Genomic DNA, 23459 nt, shown 5'->3' on the forward strand with positions numbered 1-23459 from the left:
CATGCTCTAAAAGCGCACAGGTTTGCTATGATCCACGCCCTCCGTAATGCCTGATTAGAGTAGTCCCATGTCCGATCGTAGCACTCGCCTGCAAGCCCTCCAGCAAGCCCTCAAGGAACGCATCCTGATCCTCGATGGCGGCATGGGCACGATGATCCAGAGCTACAAGCTGGAGGAAGAGGACTACCGCGGCAAACGCTTTGCCGACTGGCCAAGTGACGTCAAGGGCAATAACGACCTGTTGATCCTGACCCGCCCGGACGTGATCGGCGGGATCGAGAAGGCGTACCTGGATGCCGGCGCCGATATCCTCGAAACCAACACCTTCAACGCCACCCAGGTGTCCCAGGCCGACTACGGCATGGAGGCGCTGGCCTACGAGCTGAACCTGGAAGGCGCGCGCCTGGCGCGTAAAGTCGCCGACGCCAAGACCCTCGAGACCCCGGACAAACCGCGCTTTGTCGCCGGCGTGCTCGGCCCGACCAGCCGTACCTGCTCGCTGTCGCCCGACGTGAACAACCCCGGCTACCGCAACGTCACCTTCGATGAACTGGTGGAGAACTACACCGAGGCCACCAAAGGCCTGATCGAAGGCGGTGCGGACATGATCCTCATCGAAACCATCTTCGACACCCTCAACGCCAAGGCTGCAATCTTCGCCGTACAAGGCGTATATGAAGAGCTTGGCGTCGAGCTGCCGATCATGATTTCCGGGACCATCACCGACGCCTCCGGGCGCACCCTGTCGGGCCAGACCACCGAGGCGTTCTGGAACTCCATCGCCCACGCCAAGCCGATTTCCGTGGGTTTGAACTGCGCCCTGGGCGCCAGTGAGTTGCGGCCGTACCTCGAAGAGCTGTCGAACAAGGCCGACACCTACGTGTCCGCCCACCCCAACGCCGGCCTGCCCAACGAATTCGGCGAGTACGACGAGTTGCCCTCGGAAACCGCCAAGGTCATCGAAGAGTTTGCCCAGAGTGGCTTCCTCAATATCGTCGGCGGCTGCTGCGGCACCACGCCGGGGCATATCGAAGCCATCGCCAAGGCCGTGGCCGGCTACGCGCCGCGCCCGATCCCGGACATTCCCAAGGCTTGCCGCCTGTCGGGCCTGGAGCCGTTTACCATTGATCGCCAGTCGCTGTTCGTCAACGTCGGCGAGCGTACCAACATTACCGGCTCGGCCAAGTTCGCCCGGCTGATCCGCGAAGACAACTACACCGAAGCCCTGGAAGTTGCCCTGCAGCAGGTGGAAGCCGGCGCCCAGGTGATCGATATCAACATGGACGAGGGCATGCTCGATTCGAAGAAGGCCATGGTGACCTTCCTCAATCTGATTGCCGGCGAACCGGATATCTCGCGGGTACCGATCATGATCGACTCCTCCAAGTGGGAAGTGATCGAGGCCGGCCTCAAATGCATCCAGGGCAAGGGCATCGTCAACTCCATCAGCATGAAGGAAGGCGTCGAGCAGTTCATCCATCACGCCAAGCTGTGCAAGCGCTACGGCGCGGCGGTGGTGGTGATGGCGTTCGACGAAGCCGGCCAGGCCGACACCGAGGCGCGCAAGAAAGAAATCTGCAAGCGCTCCTACGACATCCTGGTCAATGAGGTGGGCTTCCCGCCGCAAGACATTATCTTCGACCCGAACATCTTCGCCGTGGCCACCGGTATCGAAGAGCACAACAACTACGCCGTGGACTTTATCAACGCCTGTGCCTATATCCGCGATGAGCTGCCCTACGCGCTGACCTCGGGCGGCGTGTCCAACGTGTCGTTCTCGTTCCGTGGCAACAACCCGGTGCGCGAGGCGATCCACTCGGTGTTCCTGCTGTATGCGATCCGCAACGGCTTGACCATGGGCATCGTCAACGCCGGCCAGTTGGAGATCTACGACCAGATCCCCACCGAGTTGCGCGACGCTGTCGAAGACGTGGTACTCAACCGCACGCCGGAAGGCACCGATGCCCTCCTCGCTATCGCCGACAAGTACAAGGGTGATGGCAGCGTCAAGGAAGCCGAGACCGAGGAATGGCGTGGCTGGGACGTCAACAAGCGCCTGGAACACGCGCTGGTCAAGGGCATCACTACCCATATCGTCGAAGACACTGAAGAGTCGCGGCTGTCCTTCGCGCGCCCGATCGAGGTGATCGAGGGCCCGTTGATGTCCGGCATGAACATCGTCGGCGACCTGTTCGGCGCCGGCAAAATGTTCCTGCCCCAGGTGGTCAAGTCCGCCCGGGTGATGAAGCAGGCCGTGGCTCACTTGATTCCGTTTATCGAACTGGAAAAAGGCGACAAGCCGGAAGCCAAGGGCAAGATCCTCATGGCCACGGTCAAGGGTGACGTGCACGATATCGGCAAGAACATTGTCGGTGTGGTACTCGGTTGCAACGGCTACGACATCGTCGACCTGGGCGTGATGGTACCGGCGGAAAAAATCCTGCAGGTGGCCAAGGAGCAGAAGTGCGACATCATCGGCCTGTCGGGGCTGATCACGCCGTCCCTGGATGAGATGGTGCACGTGGCCCGCGAAATGCAGCGCCAGGACTTCCACCTGCCATTGATGATCGGCGGCGCCACCACCTCCAAGGCGCATACGGCGGTGAAGATCGAACCCAAGTACAGCAACGATGCGGTGATCTACGTGACCGACGCCTCGCGTGCGGTGGGCGTGGCCACACAGTTGCTGTCCAAGGAACTGAAGGCCGGCTTTGTCGAGAAGACCCGCCTGGAATACATCGACGTGCGTGAGCGCACTTCGAACCGCAGCGCCCGCACCGAGCGCCTGAGCTACGCGGCGGCCATCGCCAAGAAGCCCCAGTTCGACTGGGGCACCTACACCCCGGTCAAGCCGACGTTTACCGGGGCCAAGGTGCTGGACAATATCGACCTCAAGGTCCTGGCCGAATACATCGACTGGACGCCGTTCTTTATTTCCTGGGATCTGGCCGGCAAATTCCCGCGCATCCTCACCGATGAAGTGGTGGGTGAAGCCGCCACCGCGCTGTACGCCGACGCCCAGGAGATGCTCAAGAAGCTGATCGACGAAAAACTCATCAGCGCCCGCGCGGTGTTCGGCTTCTGGCCGACCAACCAGGTGCAGGACGATGACCTGGAAGTGTACGGCGACGATGGCCAGCCGATTGCCAAGTTGCACCACCTGCGCCAGCAGATCATCAAGACCGACGGCAAGCCGAACTTCTCCCTGGCCGACTTTGTGGCGCCCAAGGACAGCGGCGTGACCGACTACATCGGCGGGTTTATCACCACCGCCGGCATCGGCGCCGAAGAGGTGGCCAAGGCCTACCAGGATGCGGGCGACGACTACAACTCGATCATGGTCAAGGCCCTGGCCGACCGCCTGGCCGAGGCCTGCGCCGAGTGGCTGCACCAGCAGGTGCGTAAGGACTACTGGGGTTACGCCAAGGACGAAGCGCTGGATAACGAGGCCCTGATCAAAGAGCAGTACAGCGGCATCCGCCCTGCCCCAGGCTACCCGGCGTGCCCGGATCACACCGAGAAGGCCCAATTGTTCCAGTTGCTGGACCCTGAGGCCCGCGAAATGCACGCTGGGCGCAGCGGTGTGTTCCTCACCGAGCACTACGCGATGTTCCCGGCAGCGGCGGTCAGCGGCTGGTACTTCGCCCACCCGCAGGCGCAGTACTTCGCCGTGGGCAAGATCGACAAGGACCAGGTGACGAGCTACACCGCACGCAAAGCGCAAGACCTGAGCGTGACCGAACGCTGGCTGGCGCCGAACCTGGGATACGACAACTAAGGGCTGCATGGGTCCCTCTGGCTAGAGGGACAAGCCCCCTCGGTGTATCTGGCAGGACTTGGTGAGGCTGTTGGGGCGGCTTTGCCGCCCAGCGCGGGGCAAGCCCGCTCGCCACAAAAAAGCCAGTGGTGGGCAGCGAGTTCCAGGGTGCTGCATAGCCCTCTGTGGCAAGGGGGCTTGTCCCCCGCTGGGCTGCGTAGCAGACCCAAAACCAGCCCCCTCGGTGTATCTGGTAGAACGTGGTGAGGGTGTTGGGGCGGCTTTGCCGCCCAGCGCGGGGCAAGCCCGCTCGCCACAAGAAAACCCAGTGGTGGCAGCGAGTTCCAGGGTGCTGCATAGACCTCTGTGGCAAGGGGGCTTGTCCCCCGCTGGGCTGCGCAGCAGACCCAAAACCAGCCCCCTCGGTGTATCTGGTAGAACGTGGTGAGGGTGTTGGGGCGGCTTTGCCGCCCAGCGCGGGGCAAGCCCGCTCGCCACAAGAAAAGCCTGTGTTGGCAGCGAGTTCCAGGGTGCTGCATAGACCTCTGTGGCAAGGGGGCTTGTCCCCCGCTGGGCTGCGCAGCAGACCCAAAACCATTCCCCTCGGTGTATCTGGTAGAACGTCGTGAGGGTGTTGGGGCGGCTTTGCCGCCCAGCGCGGGGCAAGCCCGCTCGCCACAAAAAAGCCAGTGGTGGGCAGCAGGTTGCAGGCTGCTGCATAGCCCTCTGTGGCAAGGGGGCTTGTCCCCCGCTGGGCTGCGCAGCAGACCCAAAACCATTCCCCTCGGTGTATCTGGTAGAACGTGGTGAGGGTGTTGGGGCGGCTTCGCCACCCAGCGCGGGGCAAGCCCGCTCGCCACAAGAAAAGCCTGTGTTGGCAGCGAGTTCCAGGGTGCTGCATAGCCCTCTGTGGCAAGGGGGCTTGTCCCCCGCTGGGCTGCGTAGCAGACCCAAAACCATTCCCCTCGGTGTATCTGGTAGAACTTGGTGAGGGTGTTGGGGCGGCTTTGCCGCCCAGCGCGGGGCAAGCCCGCTCGCCACAAAAAAGCCAGTGTTGGCAGCGAGTTCCAGGCTGCTGCATAGCCCTCTGTGGCAAGGGGGCTTGTCCCCCGCTGGGCTGCGCAGCAGACCCAAAACCATTCCCCTCGGTGTATCTGGTAGAACGTGGTGAGGGTGTTGGGGCGGCTTCGCCACCCAGCGCGGGGCAAGCCCGCTCGCCACAAAAAAGCCAGTGTTGGCAGCGAGTTCCAGGGTGCTGCATAGCCCTCTGTGGCAAGGGGGCTTGTCCCCCGCTGGGCTGCGCAGCAGACCCAAAACCATTCCCTCGGTGTATCTGGTAGAACTTGGTGAGGGTGTTGGGGCGGCGTTGCCGCCCAGCGCGGGGCAAGCCCGCTCGCCACAAAAAAACCAGTGCCGGGTCACGGCTTTCCTTGGCCGCTTAGAGGTTCAGCGCCTGTCGCTCCTGCCGGGTCAGGCGGATCGCCAGGGCCGTGCGCTGCTCCTTGCTCCAGGTTCCCAACTCAGCATAGTCGCGCAAGTAGTCCGAACCATTGTCGGGATAGCGCTCTTCCAAGGCTTCGGCCTTTTGCTCCACCTCCTGGGCCAACGCCGAAAAATCAGCGGCGTACTTCTGCTTCAGGTAATTGAGCCAATACTCCAGCCCCACCAGCTTTTCCTCGAACGTCGAGGTGCACTCACGTTCCAGCACCGCGGCAAAGGCGCTGTCCAGATCGGCCGTGGTCACTTCCGATAACTCGCTGTACAGCATGCTCAACGGTTGCCGCGGCAGCTCCAGACGCTGGGCAAGACCGATGCGCAAGGCCAGGCGAATCTCTGCTGGGTCAATGTCCTCGCGGCTTTCGATAGTGGCCTGGGCAATCTCTTCCACAGCCTCCAGGCGCAGCATGCTGCGGGCAAATTTCAACAGTGTGGCCCCGTCCTGTCCCTTTTCAGCAAGGGTCAGTGCATCGAACTCCAGGGCACGGGTTTCCAGCTCATTGAACATCAGGATGCGGCCATCCCCACAGGTCACCTCGGGCATCAGCGCCGTGGCCCGGGCAAACAGATCGCGGCGCAGGGACGGTTTTTTATCCATCGCCTCCAGCAGCGCCCACACCCGTTGCGTCAGGTCCGCTGGCGTCTCAAGAAAGTCCTCGGTATTGCGTAATTGCGAGAGCGTGAAGAAAAAGTCGCCACTGCCTTCCTGGGCGAACAGTTGCTGCCACAGCCGGTGCTTTGACGAATACGGCGCGACACCGCCAAACCAGCGAGCTTTCTGCTCCTGGGGCGTTTCGATGTCGGGATGATTGAGGGAGTAATCCGGGGAGTCGAAAGCAGCCAGTTCGTCGCGTTCCTGATAGCTGCGGATCATGGCGTCGAGTTGCTCGGTGGAAAAGCCCAGGCCGTTGCCGGTCTGGGCTAGATAGACCTGTAGGCGCTCACAGGCAGCTTGCTCAAGGCGGTTGCCTGACAAACTGGTCCCCGCCAGCAGTTGCCGATACTGGAGTGCGAGTGCCGCCTCCGGCAGGTTCTCGATCCAGTTGTCTTGCAAGTTCAGGCTGCGTAGGTGTCGCAGTTCCAGGACCGCCATGGGCCAATCGTCCAGCAGGTTGTGCTGCAGATACAGCGTATTCAGCCGGGCCAGGCCGCCCAGTTCCACCTCGGTCAACAGGTTCTCGCTCAAGTCCAGCCACTCCAGTTCGCCCAGGGCCGACAGTGGCGCCGTGGCCTGCAGTTCATTGTTGGCCATATCCAGGTGTCGCAGCCCCCGAAACTCAGCGATGGCATCGGGTATGGCGCGCAAGCCGTTGTGGCTCAGGGTCAATTTACGCACATGGGTAAAGGCCCGCAGAAACCCATTGGAGCCCTGGGCGGTAAGCCGGATTCGGCTCAGGTTCAGTTCGCTGACATGCGCAAAATAGTCAGGCAACGTGGGCAGATCCCCCAACGAGAGCTGGGAAAAGTCCAGCAATTGCACGCCGTCCAGCCCAGGTGCGGGCGGTGTGGCGCGCAGGGTGTGCCGCCAACTCTCCAACAGGCGATCCGCCGCCCGGCGGCGATCCAGGGCACTGACCCAACTGCCGTCCAAATAGCCGTGAACATCCATCCAGTCGTTGAGCAGCGACACCCATTGCGCGTATTGCGCTTCCCATTCATCCAGGCGGGCGTGGACCTGCTGCGCATCCAGGCCATGGCTGTGCAGCTCGTCTATGCGAGCCGCCGCCTGCAGGTCATCCAGGGCTGGGGCCAGCCGTTGCAAGCGGGCGCTTGGCGCTAACTGCACCGCGTCGGCAGCGGACGCCGTGGGCAGCGCCGCCAGCAGCTCAGGACGGCGCAAGGCATCTTCGGGAAAATATTCGGGCTTGCCCCCCGTCAGCCCCTGGGCAAGAAGGTCGCGGGGGATACCCAGGGGGTTTTCCAGCCGGGTTGCTGGGTACCGGCGCGCAAAAAGCCGCGCCTCGGCACGCGTCGCCATGTCGAGGCGGCAACCCCGCAGGTGGGTGTTGAGCAACAAGGGGTCATGCCCGCTCAAAGCCGCCTCGGGGATACCGGTCACGGCGCTGTAACTCAGATCCAGACGTTGTAACGACGGCAGTTCCAGCACCCCTTGCGGCCACTCGTCGAGCGCACTGTGGCTCAGGTCCAGAGTGTGCAGGTCATGCAGGGCACTGACATCCAGGCTGCGGATCGGGTTATACGGTAAGCGCAGCGACACTAACCCCGTCAGTTGGCTGACCTGCGCCTGTATCGTCGGGCTGACGACCAGCCAGTTATGGGAAAGGTCCAAATGGCGCAGGGATGGGCATTGCACAAGCGCTGACGGCAGTTCGATCAGGTTGTTTCGGGCCAGGCTCAATGTGTCGAGATGGGGGAATTGACCGATCCAGCCATTGATGCCTTCCACTGAGACGCCTATATCACTCAGGTCCAGGCTGCGCACATGGCTGAACCCAGGGGCAGGCAACCGTGGCAAATCGACCAGTCTGGCGCCGGACAGATCCAGGTGCGCGCCCATGGCAGGCAACTCGCCGTCGGTCACCAAGCGCGGCGGCAGCCCGTGGCGCCAACAATCGAGGATTTTTTCAGTCGCCACCTGACGCTCGACCTCCACTCTACCGACACTGGACTCGTGATCCGACCATTGCTCCAGCACCTCGAACAACTCGCGGTATTCCTTGCGCAAGGTATTGACCCGATCCAAGCGTTGACGCGCGCTCAGGCCCTGGGCCCTGAACCCGGCGAGGACTTTATCGGCAAAGCCCTGGTCGCCATCTTTCAAGCCGGACAAGGCCCCCTCGCAATAGGTTTGCACCAGGCGCTGTTCATCCACCAGGTGGGCCGGGTTGTCATGCAGGTGCTCATACACCCTCATGAAATCCTGGGGTTCGTATTCCGACCAATTCATGTGCAGGCCCCGCCACAGGCGATGGTGCCCGGCAAACATTTCGGGCGGCACGTTCCGCAGCGGCGTGCCTGTGAAATCCACAAACTCCAGGTGCTCAAGTGCCAATAGCCCTTGAGGCCAGGCAGACAGCGTGCCGGATACGCTCAAGCGGCGTAATGAGGTCAGGCCACTGAGGTCCAGGGCCGGCAAGCTACCGACCAGGGACAGTTGCTGGAGGCCGGTCATGCGCTCAAGGGGCTGTAGCGCTTGCGGGGTGTAGGTCAGTTCCGGACCAGTGATCGACACGGCCGTGAGGCCTGAAACATCCGCCAGTCGCTGGGTCACGGCCTCGAGTTGCTCGGGGCTCACGTACAACTCCAATTGCTGCACACGGGGAAACGGTCGCAGTAGTTGTGTTGGCTCTTCGGCCAGCAAGCGCGCCCCCGACAAGTTCAGGGTCTGCACATGGGAAAAGTCCGCCTCCCACTCAGGCAGCACCTGATCCGCGCGCATATTCAATGTGGCGTGGGGAGCGCGTTCCCGATCCAGGCCCTGGCGCCAACAGTCAATGACATCGTTCACGGCGGGCAGGCGCGACGCATCATCCCCTGCCCATTGCTCCAGCGTCGCGCGCAAGGTCGTCAATTCGCGCTGGCGGTTGGCAAACAACAGGGCGATTTTCCGCTCGCTTTCGCCGTCGCGACGGCGGGCCTCGATGAACCCCAGGACCTCATCGTCCGCCAAGTTCGGATAGACACCCCGAGCCAGGACAATCAAATACTCATCCATGCCCAGCAGCGGGCCGCGACCGGACAACGCATAGCCCAGGCGCCCGCGCTGCAGGCGTAGCGAAGGCCGGGACCTGGGGGCACGCAGCTTCAGAATCTGCTCGGCGACGATCTGCCGATGTGCCCTGGCGTAAGTCGCCAACAGCGTCTGCAAGTCCGTGCCCTGCCCCGTCAGCGCCAACGCCTGGCGGGTGTCATCGGGCAGCGCAGCAAGGATCGACGGGAACAAGTTACGCCCTGGGGCGTCGGCGCTATTGAGCACGTTGCCTGCGGCATCAAAGGCCTGGAAGTGAACGCCGTGCTTGACCAGGTAGCGGCGCACGGCGGCGTCGGCATCCCCGATGCTGTCCACCAGGGGCCCGCGATGACTGTCCAGGCGCAGCTCAAGACGCAGGCCCTGGGGCCAACCCGACAGGCGCTCCAGGCCATGCAAGGCCAAGCGGTCGCTGTCAGGGCTGGCAAGCCGTTCGCGATGCAGCCCACTGATCGCACGGCTCACCCGGCTCTGTTGCACCGCGGTACGGGCCAGGTGATCAAGACGGGCACTGGCCCGGGCGTGGTGGTGCAGGTTGGTCAGTTCCTGCGGGCTGGCGTGGTTCAGCACCTCACTGCGGGCGCGGTGGGACAGCGAGGGAAACCGGCGCGCCAGCAACCCTGTATCGGCGGGGTGCGGCCCCTTGGCGCGCAGCAGGGCGTCAAACAGCGCCTGTTGCCTGTGCAGGGCATGCTCGGCGAGGCGCTCATTGAAGCGCTGCGCCCTGGTCAGCTCGCCTGTATTTGACGCAGTGCCTAACAGAGCGGCCGTTTCCTGCTCGTCCAGGCCCGCCAGCACCGCTTGGGCGAGCCTGCCTTGCAGCAGGTCGGCACGGGTGATTTTCAGGGTGGGCCGAAGGTCGTCGGCTGACGCCGGACTGCCATAACGCACAGAGCGGCCAGTGGGCTTCGGCGCAGTGACGGTGGGGCCGCCCCACTCATCGCTCAGGGGCACGCCATGGAGGTTTCGACGGTCAGGCGTGCCGAGCAGGTAACGCGCCTGTGCTTCGCCCAAATCTGACAACGACTGCCGCTCTTCAACGGTAGGAAGATCTACAACAGCCTGTTCAAACACTTCCACCACCCGCCCCCGTGGCCAGCCGCGCATTTCAAGCGCAAGGGGCACGGCGTAGGTATCGCGGCTGTCCAACCCGTCACCACGGCGCAGCCGGCCAATCAGCGCTTCGACCTCCTGATCGACCTGGAACTGCTCCAGGGTATCGGCCAGCGCCGCAGGTACTGGCAAACCATCCATGTGTACCTTGCGCAACACGTCGTCATCAACGCCGCTGACCTCGCCAATAACCCTCAAGGTCTCATCCGCGAAGCTATCAGTGATGTGCCCCAGGCGCCGCAGCAAGGTCAGGCGGTCCCACGCCAGGGGCGACTCATGACGATGGCGCCAGGCGCCCAGCCCGTTGTGTTCGAGGACCGGCTGATAGGCCATGGGGTCATGGGGATGTTGGATGCGCCATTTTTTCAGCTGCGGGTCAAAGGCCTTCTCGTAGACGCCGTTATCGATACGCACGTAATGCCGGTTGCCGACCGTGTATTGCCCCAAGGCATTGGGCGTGCTCCCGGCAACAAGGCTGTCGGCCTGCTTGTAGGGGCCCAGGTCAGGTTTCCACAGGCGTACCTTGGCGTTGGGTAACTGCACCGGCACCAGGCCCTCGATTACCGGCTCAGGCCTGAGCCGACTCAAAGCGGCACCACTCGCCGCCGTCAGCCCGATCAAGGCCAGGTTTTGCGCCAGATCAATGATATGCGCCTTGGCGGCCTTGCGGTCGCCTTCACTCCACTCCTGCGCCGCCTCGATCACCTCGCTCAACAGTTGCTCGACCATCACCGCCATCATGACCTCCCCCAGCACCGGCACGAACCCCGCAACCGCGCTGAGCCCGAACAGCCCCACATTCAACAGCGTCGCCAGTTTGCGTTTGCGCACCCTGGCATCGACATCGACCGTGGGCACCGCACGACTGGCTGCATCAGCGATGCATTTTTGCCGGTGCTGTTCATACAAATAGCTCCACAGATCGACCTTGTCGCTGCCATGCACCTGGCCTTTTAACGCCAGCGCTATAGGTGCCAGATGAGGCTGCGGGTTCGGGACCTGCGGCGCTAACGGCATGGCCGGCAGATTGTTCACGGTGAATGGCGTCAGTTTGCTGATCAGTTCGTATGTCTGCTCAAGACCCGCAAAGTTAGAACCGATTTTTTCCAGCAAGGTCGCATCGGCAGCATCCTCGGTGAACTCGCTGAAATAGTGAGGGCGATCGGCGTCGTCAACGAACTGACTGAAGAACCGTTGGTAATCCGTCGGGCGGGTCACGCGGGTTGACGCCGAGCCCGGCGTGATCAGGCGCTGCGTGAGGGTTTCCAGCATCTGCGTGAGGGAGGCGTAGCGCTTGAGCGGGGTATAGGGGTCGTGGGGGATGTACAAGATAGGGAAATGGGCGCGGGCGTGATCGAAAGCCAGAAACAACACGCACCCAGTCATGCGCAGCTTCATCAGGCCCAGGTCGCAGATCCATACCGGTTGGCCGCCACTGCGCGGTGAACGCTCGCCATCGATCACCGACAGCAGCATGTTGTAGTCGTCGTGGGTTATGTCCTTGCCCACCAGGGCCAGTTCGGCGGCCGCCCTCATCGCCGTCTTTTGACTGGCAATGAACTGTTGGCGCAGGGTTGTCTCGACTGCGGCATCGCTGGGGTTGAAGAATTTACTGATGTAACTGCGGTACTGGCCACCGAGGTCCAGGGTCCGGCACATGGTCATGAACTGATGGACTTCAAGGCCTCGCATGCGCAACGGCAACAAGGAATGTTGGGGTGATACACCACGCGTCGGTACTTGCCACTTGAAACCCGATGACGGGTGAAACGCACCCTGCTCGCACTCGGCTTCCTCAAAGTTATGCAGCGCCGCTTGCAGCAGTTCCAGTTTCAGAAAGTCATAGGCCAGCGTGTCCACGTTGAAGTGAGTCACTTGCAGTGATTTGCGCAGGCTCAGCCAGGTTTCGATCCGCGGGGCCAGCGTCACGCCGAACTGGTCTTTGAGGGCGTTGACCAGCAGCGGCCGGGCAAAGGTCTCTATGTCCTGCAGGGCTGACATCGTCTTGTCCAGGGCAGTCTGCGCGGTGAAGCTGGCGACAATGCAGTCGCGCACTCGCTGGCGTTGCTCGGGGGGCGCGCGCCGGTAGGCGGGCGGCACAGGCGCATCGCTGCGCTTGAGTGCCTCGCGGCGTGGGGAGGTGGCGTCGATCAGCCATTGCGGCGTACGTGTCTTCAACAACCGCCCGTGGATGCTGGGGGTCGGGGGCAATACAGGAGAGTCGGTCATGGTGCGGCTCCAGGAAAAGCCACAGCACACCACGCCCACTGGAAATCGCGGCGGTAACTACGTCTGCACATTCCCGGGGGGTTGGCTATTCTCTGTGAAGTCGCCCACGTACCCACCCCAGCAGGAGGACCTATGGATGCCCCCGACAACAAACCGCCGACCTTCTGGCAGATGCTGCATAGCGTGATGGCCGCCGCGTTCGGCGTACAGAGCGGGAAAAACCGCGCCCGGGACTTTACCCATGGCAAGCCCAGTCATTTTGTGGTGCTGGGGATTGTGTTTACCGTGCTGTTTGCCCTGACCCTGTTTGCCATCGTCAAGCTGGTGGTGCATCTGGCCGGGGTCTAGGGGTTCAGTGCAGCACGCTCTGCATGCTGAAGGGATACTGATAGGCCGCAGGCTTGCCCTGGGCCGACAGCGCGCGAAAGTCCACGCCCTCGCCCTCGCGGCCCGCCCTGTCGAGCAAGCGTTGGGCCTGTGGCTCGGCGATCACCTGAAACAGCTTCACCTGGCGCTCGCGCCCGCCATGGCGCTGGATATCCACGCCCCGTGCATCATCATGCAGCAGCACCATCGCCCAGCCACCGACCGTGAAATGCCCGGCGACCAGGGCGCTGAGCTGCCCGTCGAGCCGCGCTCGCAGGACGTCGGGCGAGCTGTTGACCGCGCTGAACAATACGTCCTTGCCGGGCGTGCGCCCACTGGCCTTGAGCGCCTGCATTGCGCCCAGGGCCATTTCATCATTGGCCGACCAGACGAGCGCGGTGCGCGGGTAGCGCTTGAACATTTGGATGGCCTGTTCAAACGCGCGCTCCCGCTTCCACTCGCCGTAGACCAGTTGGCGCAGATGCACTTGGGGGTGTTCGCGCAGGGCACGCTGCAGGCCCTGTTCACGCAGTTGCGCGGTGGGGGTGTTCTTGGCGCCGGAAAACGCCAGCACGTCGAGGGTCGTGCCCGCCGGGACCGGGCCGTATTGGCGCAATAACTCCGTGAACATCAGGTAGCCGCCCTCCTCGTCATTGGCGACCATGCTGCCCAGCAGGTTGGGGTATTTGCCCGCGTCGAGCAATTGCGCCTGGTCCGGCGTCAGCGCGTTGTTGACGATCAATAACTTGACCGTGCTGCCCTGGGCCATGCGCAGGATCTGCGGGGCAATGTATTGCTCGTTGACCAGCACCAGGTAATCCGGGCGCTGCGGCCCCTGCAATGCTTCGCGGGCCTGCTGCAGGGTATTTTGCGGATCACGCTCTGAATAGCGCACACGCAAATCCAGGCCGAGGTCCTTGGCCGCAGCCTGCATGAATTGCGCGTAACTGACCCAGAAGGCTTCAGTGGACATTCCAGGGTTGAGAAACACCACTGACGTGGCATGGGCCATCGCCCCGAACGTCATTCCCACCCACCACACGCACCCGCAGAGAACCTTCAACATTACAGCCCGAACCCCGGAAATTGACCGATCATGATAATGGCAACGAGCCTTTTGATCTTGGCTATTTACCGGCAGATCGGACAGCTTCGCAGGGATCAGCGCCGGTTATTGATGGCTGACCCAGAACACGGCGGTTGAAACCACCAGGATAATCAGAAACAGAATCGCCCAGGCGTCCACGGTACTGTCGGTTTTACGGGCTTTGATTGGATTGCTCATCGCATCGCCTCTTGTCGGTTTTATAGGTGATTGCACTAAGACTCGACCACAGTAAAGTCGATGATTGCCCTTATGACAAATGGGGGTATCGCGATAAACGTTCTCATTAGTCGATTTGGTTCTTTGCATATACTAAAACATCACTTTTGCGCATAAACGCAAGCTGGTATCGTGCGCCGGCTCCGTTGGGAGTGCGCGGCCGTGCGCGCAGATTTGCCGAGAACAGGACCTATATGTACGTATACGACGAATACGATCAGCGCATCATCGAGGACCGCGTCAAGCAGTTCCGTGATCAGACCCGACGCTATCTGGCAGGTGAACTGAGCGAAGAAGAGTTCCGCCCTCTGCGCCTGCAAAATGGCCTTTATGTTCAGCGCTTTGCGCCGATGCTGCGGGTGGCCGTGCCTTACGGCCAGTTGACCTCGCGCCAGACGCGCATGATGGCCAAGATTGCCCGCGACTTCGACAAGGGCTACGCCCACATCAGTACCCGCCAGAACGTACAGTTCAACTGGCCGGCCCTGGAAGACGTGCCAGACATCCTGGCTGAATTGGCCACCGTGCAGATGCACGCCATTCAGACCAGCGGTAACTGCTTGCGCAACGTGACCACCGACCAGTTCGCCGGCGTTGCCGCCGATGAAGTGATCGACCCGCGTCCGTGGTGCGAGATTGTTCGTCAGTGGACTACGTTCCACCCAGAATTTGCCTATCTGCCGCGCAAGTTCAAGATCGCCATCAACGGCTCGACTTCCGACCGCGCCGCGATCGAAGTCCACGATATCGGCCTGGAACCGGTGTACAACGCCGCCGGCGAACTGGGCTTCCGCGTCCTGGTGGGTGGCGGCCTCGGTCGTACCCCGGTAGTTGGCGCGTTCATCAATGAATTCCTGCCCTGGCAAGACCTGTTGAGCTACCTCGACGCCATCCTGCGTGTGTACAACCGCTATGGCCGTCGTGACAACAAGTACAAGGCGCGCATCAAGATCCTGGTCAAGGCCCTCACTCCAGAGGTATTTGCCCAGAAGGTCGATGCCGAGATGGAACACCTGCGCGGGGGCCAGACCACCCTGACCGAAGCCGAAGTGCATCGCGTGGCCAAGCACTTCGTCGACCCGGACTACAAGGCCCTGGGCAACCAGGACGCCGAGCTGACCGCACTCGACCAGCAGCACCCCGGCTTTGCCCGCTGGCGGACCCGCAACACCCTGGCGCACAAGCAGCCGGGCTATGTGGCGGTGACCTTGTCACTCAAGCCCACCGGCGTTGCGCCTGGGGATATCACCGACAAGCAACTGGACGCCGTCGCCGACCTGGCCGACCGCTACAGCTTTGGCCAACTGCGCACCTCCCACGAGCAGAACATCATCCTTGCGGACGTTGAGCAGAGCCAACTGTTCACCCTGTGGGGCGAACTGCGCGAAGGCGGTTTCGCTACGCCGAACATCGGCCTGTTGACCGATATCATCTGCTGCCCGGGCGGCGACTTCTGCTCCCTGGCCAACGCCAAGTCAATTCCCATTGCCGAGTCGATCCAACGCCGTTTCGACGACCTGGACTACCTGTTCGACATCGGCGAGCTGGACTTGAACATCTCTGGCTGCATGAACGCCTGTGGTCACCACCACGTTGGCCATATCGGCATCCTGGGGGTGGACAAGAAAGGCGAAGAATTCTACCAAGTGTCCCTGGGTGGCAGCGCCAGCCGTGATGCGAGCCTGGGCAAGATCCTCGGCCCATCCTTCGCCCAGGAAGCCATGCCCGAGGTGATCGGCAAGCTGATCGACGTCTACGTCGAACAGCGCACCGAAGATGAGCGCTTCATCGACACCTACCAGCGCATCGGCATTGACCTGTTCAAGGAGCGCGTCTATGCAGCGAATCATTAAGAACAACGAAGTCGTCGACGAAACCTGGCACCTGCTGCCCAAGGACGCGACGTTCGATGGCATCTCCAACTGCGACGACCTGATCGTACCGTTGGCCCTGTGGCGTGAGCATGGCCACGCCCTCAAGGCCCGCGATGGCGGCCTGGGTGTGTGGCTGGACGCCGATGAAGAAGCCGAAGAAATCGGTGATGACGTGCAGCACTTCCAGGTCATCGCGCTGAACTTCCCGGCCTTCACCGACGGGCGCAACTACTCCAACGCGCGCCTGCTGCGTGACCGCTATGGTTATAAAGGCGAACTGCGGGCGATTGGCGATGTGCTGCGTGATCAGCTGTTCTACCTGCACCGCTGCGGTTTCGATGCCTACGCCTTGCGCGCCGACAAAGACCCGTACGAAGCGCTGGAAAGCCTCAAGGACTTCTCGGTGACGTACCAGGCCGCAACCGACGAACCGCTGCCGCTGTTCCGTCGTCGCTAAGCCCTGCCGGGAAACAAAAAAACCGAAACTTGGCGTCGCAGGTTTCGGTTTTTTTATGGGCTCCGAGAGGCGCCGTTGTGTACGTCAGCCCTTGTGCTGTGCGACCCAATGGCCATAGGCATCGATAAACGCTTGCAGGAACGGTTTGGTTTTCTCCGACAGTTTGCCCGACTCATCGAACGCACTGCCCGCGCCTCCCAGGTAGGCTTCCGGCTGCTGCATGCAAGGCACATTCAGAAACACCAGGGACTGGCGCAAATGATGATTGGCGCCGAAGCCTCCAATGGCCCCCGGCGAAACACTGATGACCGCCCCCGGCTTGCCGTTCCAGGCGCTCTGGCCGTAGGGGCGCGAGCCGACATCAATGGCATTTTTCAGGGCTGCCGGCACCGAACGATTGTATTCAGGGGTGACGAACAGCACTCCATCGGCCGCCGCCACCTGCTGACGGAACGTGGTGTAGGCCGCAGGTGGCGTTGCACCATCAAGGTCTTCGTTATAGAGCGCCAATTCGCCGATTTCGACGATGTTGAGCTTGAGATTGGCCGGCGCCAACTGTGCCAATGCCAAGGCGACCTTGCGGTTGATCGACTCTTTTCTCAAGCTGCCGACCAGTACGGCAATCGTATAGACCTTGCTCATGGGGCTTTCCCGACATCTGACTAAAGGAACCTGTAGTTATAGAGCCTTCGCCGGCCTATCACCAGCAGGTTTTGCTCAATCAGCAGCGGTTTGGCCCCATCGCTGGCCCGTAGGAAAAATAAGCGGAACATCAACGAATAGTATTTTTTTGATGTAGGTAAACTACCCGCCTTAATGACGGTCTACAGAACCGCAAATCGGTGTTTTTCTCCAGAGGTTCTAAGCAGATGGCAGCAGTACTTGTCGGACAATTCCATGCTCGTGACGCGGAAGGTCGCGTTTATTCCGTGCATGAATTCCAGGAGTCCACCTCGTCAGGCGACGGTTCAGAACCGGTAATTTCCTACAAGCTGGCGATTGGCGACCGGGTCAACAAGGTCGATGAGAACACCTTCGTTTTGGTTCAGTCGCAGGTATCCCTGACCCGCGAGCCTGAAAACATGCCTGTTTGACAAGGCTGTGCCTCCAGGCAGAAGTCATATGAGCGGACTTGGGTTAGGATTCACCCGGTGAATCCCTTACCTGCTGAACATGGACTTCATGCATGCGTTTACGTCATATCGAAGTGATTCAAGCCATTTTGCAGACCGGACACCTCGGCACGGCCGCCGAATGGTTGCAACTGGCTGTGTCCGATGTGGACGCTACCCTGAGGGACGCTGAACAACAGTTGGGCTTCATGCTGTTTGCCAGCGTCCGCGGGCGGTTGCAGGCCACCCGTGAAACCCTGGCCATGCAGGCGCAGATCGCCCACCTTTACGAAGCACTGGAACCCATACAGCGCCTGGCCAGCAGCCTCAAGCACCATCATGCCCCGCCGCTGCGCACGCTCTGTACCCCGCCTTTGGCCAACCAGCTATTGCCGCAAAGCATCGCGCTGTTGCGCCGCCGCTTCCAGGACACGCCCTGCAACCTGTCCAGCCAACCGACACGCGACATCGTCAGGAGCCTGCTGCTGCACGAGGCGGACCTGGGGCTGAGCCTGCATGACCCCGAACACCCGCAAATCACCAGTACCCTGTTGGGCCAGGGCAAGCTGCAGTTGCTGGCGCCCCATGGCTGGCTCAAGCCACGGCAAAAATACATCGCCCTGCAAGAACTGGCCGGCCAGGCAATGATCGGCCTGGAGGGGCAAGACCCGTTGAGTCAGTTGCTGGACAGCAAGCTACAAGCGCTGCGGCCGTTGCCGGTGATCCAGACACGGGTGCAGACCTACCAGATGATGCGCAGCATGGTCGAAGCTGGCGAAGGGTTGGCAGTGGTCGACCCCTTCACCGCCAGTGGCGCACGGGAAGCCGGGCTGGATACTTGCCCATTGTCACCACCGATCCTGGTGAGTTTGTACGGGTTGACGGTCAAGGACAGCAACCCGAGCCCTGCGCTGAATGCGTTGCTGGAGATTGTCACGCAGAAGGCACAGGCCCTGCTGTCCCCGATCAACTAGGTCAGAGGGCTTATTGTGGAGTTGTGAAGCCAGTTGCGGGAGCCAGTTGTGGCGAGGGGGCTTGTCCCCCGCTGGGCTGCGACAGCAGCCCCAAAATCGGCCACCACGGTGTACCTGGCACAACGTTGTGAGGCTACGGGGGCGGCTTTGCCACCCAGCGCGGGGCAAGCCCGCTCGCCACAAAATGCCAGCGGTGGGCAGCAGGTTTCAGGCTGCTGCATAGCCCCCTCTCCACAAAAAGCGCCATAAAAGACCCATAGCCACCACCTGCCCCTGGTCAGTGGAACAGCCGATACCAGAAAATCGCCACCTCACGGGTCTGCGGATCAATCCCGCGATAGCGCAGGTGGTCGATGCCGCCCATCACATAGCCGCTGCGTTCGTACAGCCGGCACGCCCCCAGATTATTGTTCTGCGTCTCCAGCATCATCCCCGGCAGGTTTTTCTTGCGGCTCCAGAATTGCGCAACATCAAGCAAAGCCTTGGCCACGCCATGCCGACGGGCCGGGAGCACCACCGCCAGTTCATCGACATGGGCAAAGCCGTTCCAATTGGTACTGACAACAATATGCCCAACCGGCCGATCATCCAGGTACGCCATGAATACCGCACTGTCGGTGGCATTGCGGTAACTGGCGAACTCCTCGGGATCGATGCCGTAGCATTTGCGGTACGGCAATATCTGCTCCACCGCCCACTGGTCAACAGGCTTGCCCAACTCCGGCGTGCCATACGTGCACACCTCGAAGCTGAAATCATTACCCCACACGTAGGCGTCAAATCCCTCGTCGGCGACTCGCACACTGAGCCCCGGGTACTTCGGATTCATTACAGCTTGCATAACCATCCTTAACACTTGATGCAATCGACGGTGTAACAACGACCGTTGCCGTCGTCTTCGTGTTGTAAGCCATGCACATCGGCGACAAACCCAGGGAAACTGCTATCAAACTCCCGGGCGAAGGCCAGGTAGTCGATGATCGAGCGCGTCGATTCGGTAAAGCGCTCCCCCGGCATGATCAGCGGAATGCCGGGCGGATAAGGCACCAGCATCACGGCAGCGATACGCCCTGGCAAGGCGTCGATGGACACCGCCTCGACTTCGCCGCGCACCAACTGGTCATAGGCATCGGCCGGTTTCATGGCAATCTCCGGCAGCACCGTGTACATGCGTTTGAGGTGTTTGGCCGTGGCATTGCTGCGATAGCAGCCGTGCAACTGGTCGCACAAGTCCTGCAAACCCATGCCCTGGTAGCGCGCCGGGCCTTGCTGGAACACCGACGGCAGGCAACTGGCCAGGCCGGCATTGGCGTCGTAACTGCGCTTGAACTCCAACAATTCGGTGAGCAGGGTACTCCACTTGCCTTTGGTAATGCCCATGGAGAACAGCACCAGGAACGAATACAGCCCGGTTTTTTCCACCACCAGGCCGCGCTCCCAGAGGAATTTGCTGACCACCGCCGCCGGAATTCCGCAATCGCTCAACGCGCCACCCGCGGTCAGGCCGGGCATGACCAGCGTGACCTTGATCGGGTCGAGCAATACATAGTCCTCGGCAATATCGCCAAAACCATGCCAATCAGCCTCGGGCTGCAGCAACCAGTCAGCTGTCGCCACCCGGTCTATGCCTGCCACCGAAGGCGGTTGCCAGATGGAAAACCACCAATCATCGGCGGCGATATGCTGGCGCAAATTGGCCAGGGCCCGGCGAAAGCTCAAGGCCTCATCGAACATTTCCTGAAGCAACGAACGCCCAGCGGGCCCTTCCATCATGGCCGACGCCACGTCCAGCGAGGCGATGATGCTGTACTGCGGCGAGGTGGAGATGTGCATCATGAACGCCTCATTGAAGCGATCACGATCCAGCTGCCGAGCCCCGCCGTCCTGGACATGAATCATCGAGGCCTGGCTGAACGCGGCCAGCAGCTTGTGGGTCGAGTGCGTGGTGAAGACCAGCGGGCTGTCGGGCGTGCGCGAGGTCCCCATGCCATAGCGCCCGGCGAAAAACTCGTGGAAGGCCGCGTAGGCGTACCAGGCCTCGTCGAAGTGCAGCACTTCGACACTGTTGCCCAATTGCTGCTTGATCAGCTCGGCGTTGTAACACAACCCGTCATAGGTCGAGTTGGTCACCACGGCCAACTTGACCTTGGGTTCGCGGCCACGGGTCAACGGGCTGGCCTCGATCTTCGCGCGAATCGATTCGCGGCTGAACTCAGTCAGTGGGATGGGGCCGATGATCCCCAGTTCATTGCGCTCCGGGCACAAGTACAGTGGGATCGCCCCAGTCATGATGATCGAGTGCAATACCGACTTGTGGCAGTTGCGGTCCACCAGCACTAGGTCATCGCGCCCGACCATAGAGTGCCAGACGATCTTGTTGGCCGTGGAGGTGCCGTTGATCACAAAAAAGGTATGGTCGGCGCCAAAGTTACGCGCCGCGCGGGCTTCGGCTTCAGCCAAGGGGCCGGTGTGATCCAGCAGCGAACCCAGCTCCGGCACTGACACCGACAAGTCCGAGCGCAGGGTGTTTTCCCCGAAAAACTGATGAAACGCCTGCCCCACCGGGCTTTTACGATAGGCAACGCCGCCGCCGTGACCGGGGGTATGCCAGGAATAATTGGAGTCGGCGGTGTGTTGTACCAGGGCCTTGAAGAAGGGCGGCAACAGGCCATCGAGATAGGTACGCGCCGCGCGGGCCACCTGCCTGGCCAGGAACGGCACCGTGTCTTCGAACAGATAGAGAATGCCGCGCAGTTGGTTGAGCTCGCTCATGGCATCGGCCGGGGCGTTTTCCAGGGTGACTTGCTCGCCCAGGGCAAAGATCGGCAGGTTAGGTGCACGCAGGCGCGCCAGGCGGATCAGTTCCACCATGTTCTGCAGCAAATGGGTATTTTCCCCGGCGCCTTCGGCGGCGATCAGCATGCACGCCAGGCCATGGTGGGTCGAGGCCACCAAGCGGCCCTCGGCGTAATCCATGGCGGAAAAGATGCTGAAACCCTCTTGCTCCAACTCCCGGGCGATCCCCCGGACCCGATCACCGGCGACGGTGTCGGCCTTGATGTCGCGATGCACGATCAGGATGGGGAACTTCAGGTCTTTGTACATGAGGGCTTGGCGTCCTGAGGGCGATGTACTCAGGGTAGAAGCTGGGAGCGAATGTGGCGAATGAAGATAATAAGTAATGTAGGAATGGGCGTGTGTGGGCTTGCCCGCGATGGCGGTGGGTCAGTAACGAATGCGCTGACTGTCACACCGCAATCGCGGGCAAGCCCGCTCCCACATTTTTGACCGCGATTATTGCTGGGTCAGTTGGGTCCACAACGCCGGCGCACCCGCCGATTTGGCGATCGCCTCCAGGCGTGCCGCGTGCTCGGCCATGTCCTGCTCGCTGGCGCGGATGATCGCGGTGGGCTTACGGTCAGCCGGCAGGCGGCGGATTTCCGAAGGTCGGTTGCCCGAGCCTTCTGCCGAGCCGTTGCCATCGGAGGCGTTGCCGGCCAGGGACAGGCTGGTCTGCCCACCGGTCATGGTCAGGTAGACGTCCGCCAGAATCTCGGAGTCGAGCAAGGCGCCGTGCAGTTCACGGCCGGAGTTGTCGACGCCATAGCGCTTGCACAAGGCGTCGAGGCTGTTGCGCTGGCCCGGATGGCGCTCGCGGGCCATCATCAGGGTATCGAGGATCGAGCAGTGACGGGTGATGTCCGCGCGATCCGTCTGGCCCATCAGGGCGAATTCGTTGTTGATGAAGCCAACGTCGAACGCCGCGTTGTGGATGATCAACTGCGCGCCGTTGATGAACTCGAAAAACTCATCGGCAACTTCCGCAAAGCGCGGTTTGCCCACCAGGAATTCGTTGGTGATGCCGTGGACGCCAATGGCGCCTTCGTCACTTTCCCGGTCCGGTTGCAGGTACACGTGGAAATGGCGACCCGTGAGGCGACGGCCCATCAGTTCGACACAGCCGATTTCAATGATCCGGTGGCCATCGGTCACCGGCATGCCGGTGGTTTCGGTATCGAGTACAACAGATCGGATGGCCATCAGGGTTCAGCTCTCAACGGTGTGTGTATTTCAAGGGGCGGGATATTAACACGCTCTATACCCGACGCGCCCCATGGCGGAGCGCCATGCCCCCTCGCCCAACAGTTTTTAACAAGGTTTAGCAAAGCTTGCGCAGTTTGCCATCACGCCCTTTGGTAGCCTGCGCCGCTCTTTACTATGCGTAAAAACTACCCATGTCCACACCAAACTACCTGCTCGCCCTGTGCCTGATCAGTGCCGCCAATGCCCAGGCCACCAGCTTTGTGATGACCACGGATGCCCTGGTCAGCCTGTCGATGAGTGCTACCAAGGGCACCAGCAGCAGTTTCAAGGATGACAAAATCGTATTGGCGGCAAAGGACGATGCGGCGGCTTACGTCGCAAGCGGGGGTGAAATACGCGGTGCGCGGCTGGAGTCTGCATTGCTGCACATCCGCCGCACTTTGCCGGCGTTGCGCGAGACGGACGGGCAACTCGCCTGCGCAATGCTGGCGCTGTAACTTCCAGCCCCGGCGAGGCGATGGGGAGCTTCAGCTCTGTTTGTACCCGCGCACTTCATCCACGCCACGATTGGCCAACTGGTCTGCGCGCTCGTTGCCGGGGTGGCCGATGTGCCCGCGCACCCATTTCCAGGTGATGTTGTGGCGGTTGCACTGCTCATCCAGCAACTGCCACAGGTCAGCGTTCTTCACCGGCTCCTTGGCGGCGGTTTTCCAGCCGCGCTTTTTCCAGTTGACCATCCACTCGTTGATGCCCTTCATGACGTATTGCGAGTCCGTCACCAGTAATACATCGCAACGGCGCTTGAGCTCTTCGAGGCCGCGAATCGCGCCCATCAGTTCCATGCGGTTATTGGTGGTGTTGGCTTCGCCGCCCCACAACTCCTTCTCCACCCCCTTGCACACCAGCAAGGCGCCCCAGCCCCCGGGACCAGGGTTGCCCTTGCAGGCGCCGTCGGTAAAGAGTTCTACGCTATCGGTCATTACGCTATCCATCAAAGCGGGTT

Annotated in this window: 14 protein-coding genes; 7 read left to right on the forward strand and 7 right to left on the reverse strand. The window is 61.5% G+C overall.

The window, feature by feature from the left end; genetic code table 11:
- Positions 1 to 67 precede the first annotated feature (67 nt).
- Positions 68 to 3778, forward strand: coding sequence for a methionine synthase (metH, locus tag C5F71_RS27035; RefSeq protein ID WP_092236961.1), 3711 nt, complete (start codon positions 68 to 70; stop codon positions 3776 to 3778).
- A 1417-nt stretch (positions 3779 to 5195) separates the two neighbouring features.
- Here metH and C5F71_RS27040 read toward each other — a convergent pair.
- Positions 5196 to 12305 (reverse strand): NEL-type E3 ubiquitin ligase domain-containing protein, encoded by a 7110-nt coding sequence (locus C5F71_RS27040; protein WP_104912448.1) that lies wholly within the window; start codon positions 12303 to 12305, stop codon positions 5196 to 5198.
- 132 nt (positions 12306 to 12437) lie between these two features.
- On the opposite strand from C5F71_RS27040, the gene C5F71_RS27045 reads away from it, so the two are divergent.
- Positions 12438 to 12653, forward strand: a complete 216-nt coding sequence (locus tag C5F71_RS27045) for a DUF2970 domain-containing protein (RefSeq protein WP_029291403.1) — start codon at positions 12438 to 12440, stop codon at positions 12651 to 12653.
- 4 nt (positions 12654 to 12657) lie between these two features.
- On the opposite strand, the gene C5F71_RS27050 is transcribed toward C5F71_RS27045, so the two are convergent.
- The gene (locus C5F71_RS27050) at positions 12658 to 13737 is read right to left on the reverse strand and encodes an ABC transporter substrate-binding protein (protein WP_092236967.1); all 1080 of its coding nucleotides are present in this window, start codon (positions 13735 to 13737) and stop codon (positions 12658 to 12660) included.
- 452 nt (positions 13738 to 14189) lie between these two features.
- On the opposite strand from C5F71_RS27050, the gene C5F71_RS27055 reads away from it, so the two are divergent.
- Both C5F71_RS27055 and C5F71_RS27060 read left to right on the forward strand, forming a co-directional pair.
- Entirely contained in the window at positions 14190 to 15848 is a 1659-nt protein-coding gene (locus tag C5F71_RS27055) for a nitrite/sulfite reductase (protein ID WP_029291399.1), read from the forward strand.
- Positions 15832 to 16326: a DUF934 domain-containing protein gene (locus C5F71_RS27060; RefSeq protein WP_029291397.1), complete on the forward strand. Its 495-nt coding sequence runs from the start codon at positions 15832 to 15834 to the stop codon at positions 16324 to 16326. The genes C5F71_RS27055 and C5F71_RS27060 overlap by 17 nt, the downstream gene beginning before the upstream one ends.
- 84 nt (positions 16327 to 16410) lie before the next feature.
- On the opposite strand, the gene C5F71_RS27065 is transcribed toward C5F71_RS27060, so the two are convergent.
- Positions 16411 to 16968 (reverse strand): NADPH-dependent FMN reductase, encoded by a 558-nt coding sequence (locus tag C5F71_RS27065; RefSeq protein WP_104912449.1) that lies wholly within the window; start codon positions 16966 to 16968, stop codon positions 16411 to 16413.
- Between the two features lie 227 nt (positions 16969 to 17195).
- Between C5F71_RS27065 and C5F71_RS27070 the strand changes: the two genes are divergently transcribed.
- Positions 17196 to 17420, forward strand: a complete 225-nt coding sequence (locus C5F71_RS27070) for a hypothetical protein (protein ID WP_029291392.1) — start codon at positions 17196 to 17198, stop codon at positions 17418 to 17420.
- Positions 17421 to 17512: 92 nt separating this feature from the next.
- Complete coding sequence (locus tag C5F71_RS27075; RefSeq protein WP_092236973.1) at positions 17513 to 18412, forward strand: LysR substrate-binding domain-containing protein; 900 nt, start codon at positions 17513 to 17515, stop codon at positions 18410 to 18412.
- Between the two features lie 277 nt (positions 18413 to 18689).
- Here C5F71_RS27075 and C5F71_RS27080 read toward each other — a convergent pair whose 3' ends face one another.
- The 3 genes from C5F71_RS27080 to dnaQ all read right to left on the reverse strand — a co-directional run bounded on the left by C5F71_RS27080 (position 18690) and on the right by dnaQ (position 22447).
- Positions 18690 to 19253, reverse strand: coding sequence for a GNAT family N-acetyltransferase (locus tag C5F71_RS27080; protein WP_071609994.1), 564 nt, complete (start codon positions 19251 to 19253; stop codon positions 18690 to 18692).
- Between the two features lie 8 nt (positions 19254 to 19261).
- Positions 19262 to 21517 carry an Orn/Lys/Arg decarboxylase N-terminal domain-containing protein gene (locus C5F71_RS27085; protein WP_104912450.1) on the reverse strand — a complete coding sequence of 752 codons (2256 nt, stop codon included), beginning with the start codon at positions 21515 to 21517 and terminating at the stop codon, positions 19262 to 19264.
- Between the two features lie 189 nt (positions 21518 to 21706).
- Positions 21707 to 22447, reverse strand: coding sequence for a DNA polymerase III subunit epsilon (gene dnaQ, locus C5F71_RS27090; protein ID WP_166647897.1), 741 nt, complete (start codon positions 22445 to 22447; stop codon positions 21707 to 21709).
- 200 nt (positions 22448 to 22647) lie between these two features.
- Between dnaQ and C5F71_RS27095 the strand changes: the two genes are divergently transcribed.
- Positions 22648 to 22953 carry a DUF2388 domain-containing protein gene (locus C5F71_RS27095; RefSeq protein ID WP_104912451.1) on the forward strand — a complete coding sequence of 102 codons (306 nt, stop codon included), beginning with the start codon at positions 22648 to 22650 and terminating at the stop codon, positions 22951 to 22953.
- Between the two features lie 30 nt (positions 22954 to 22983).
- On the opposite strand, the gene rnhA is transcribed toward C5F71_RS27095, so the two are convergent.
- Complete coding sequence (gene rnhA, locus C5F71_RS27100) at positions 22984 to 23436, reverse strand: ribonuclease HI (RefSeq protein WP_029291380.1); 453 nt, start codon at positions 23434 to 23436, stop codon at positions 22984 to 22986.
- Between the last annotated feature and the right edge of the window lie 23 nt (positions 23437 to 23459).

The organism is Pseudomonas sp. LG1D9 (genome assembly GCF_002949995.1).
Lineage (GTDB): Bacteria > Pseudomonadota > Gammaproteobacteria > Pseudomonadales > Pseudomonadaceae > Aquipseudomonas > Aquipseudomonas proteolytica.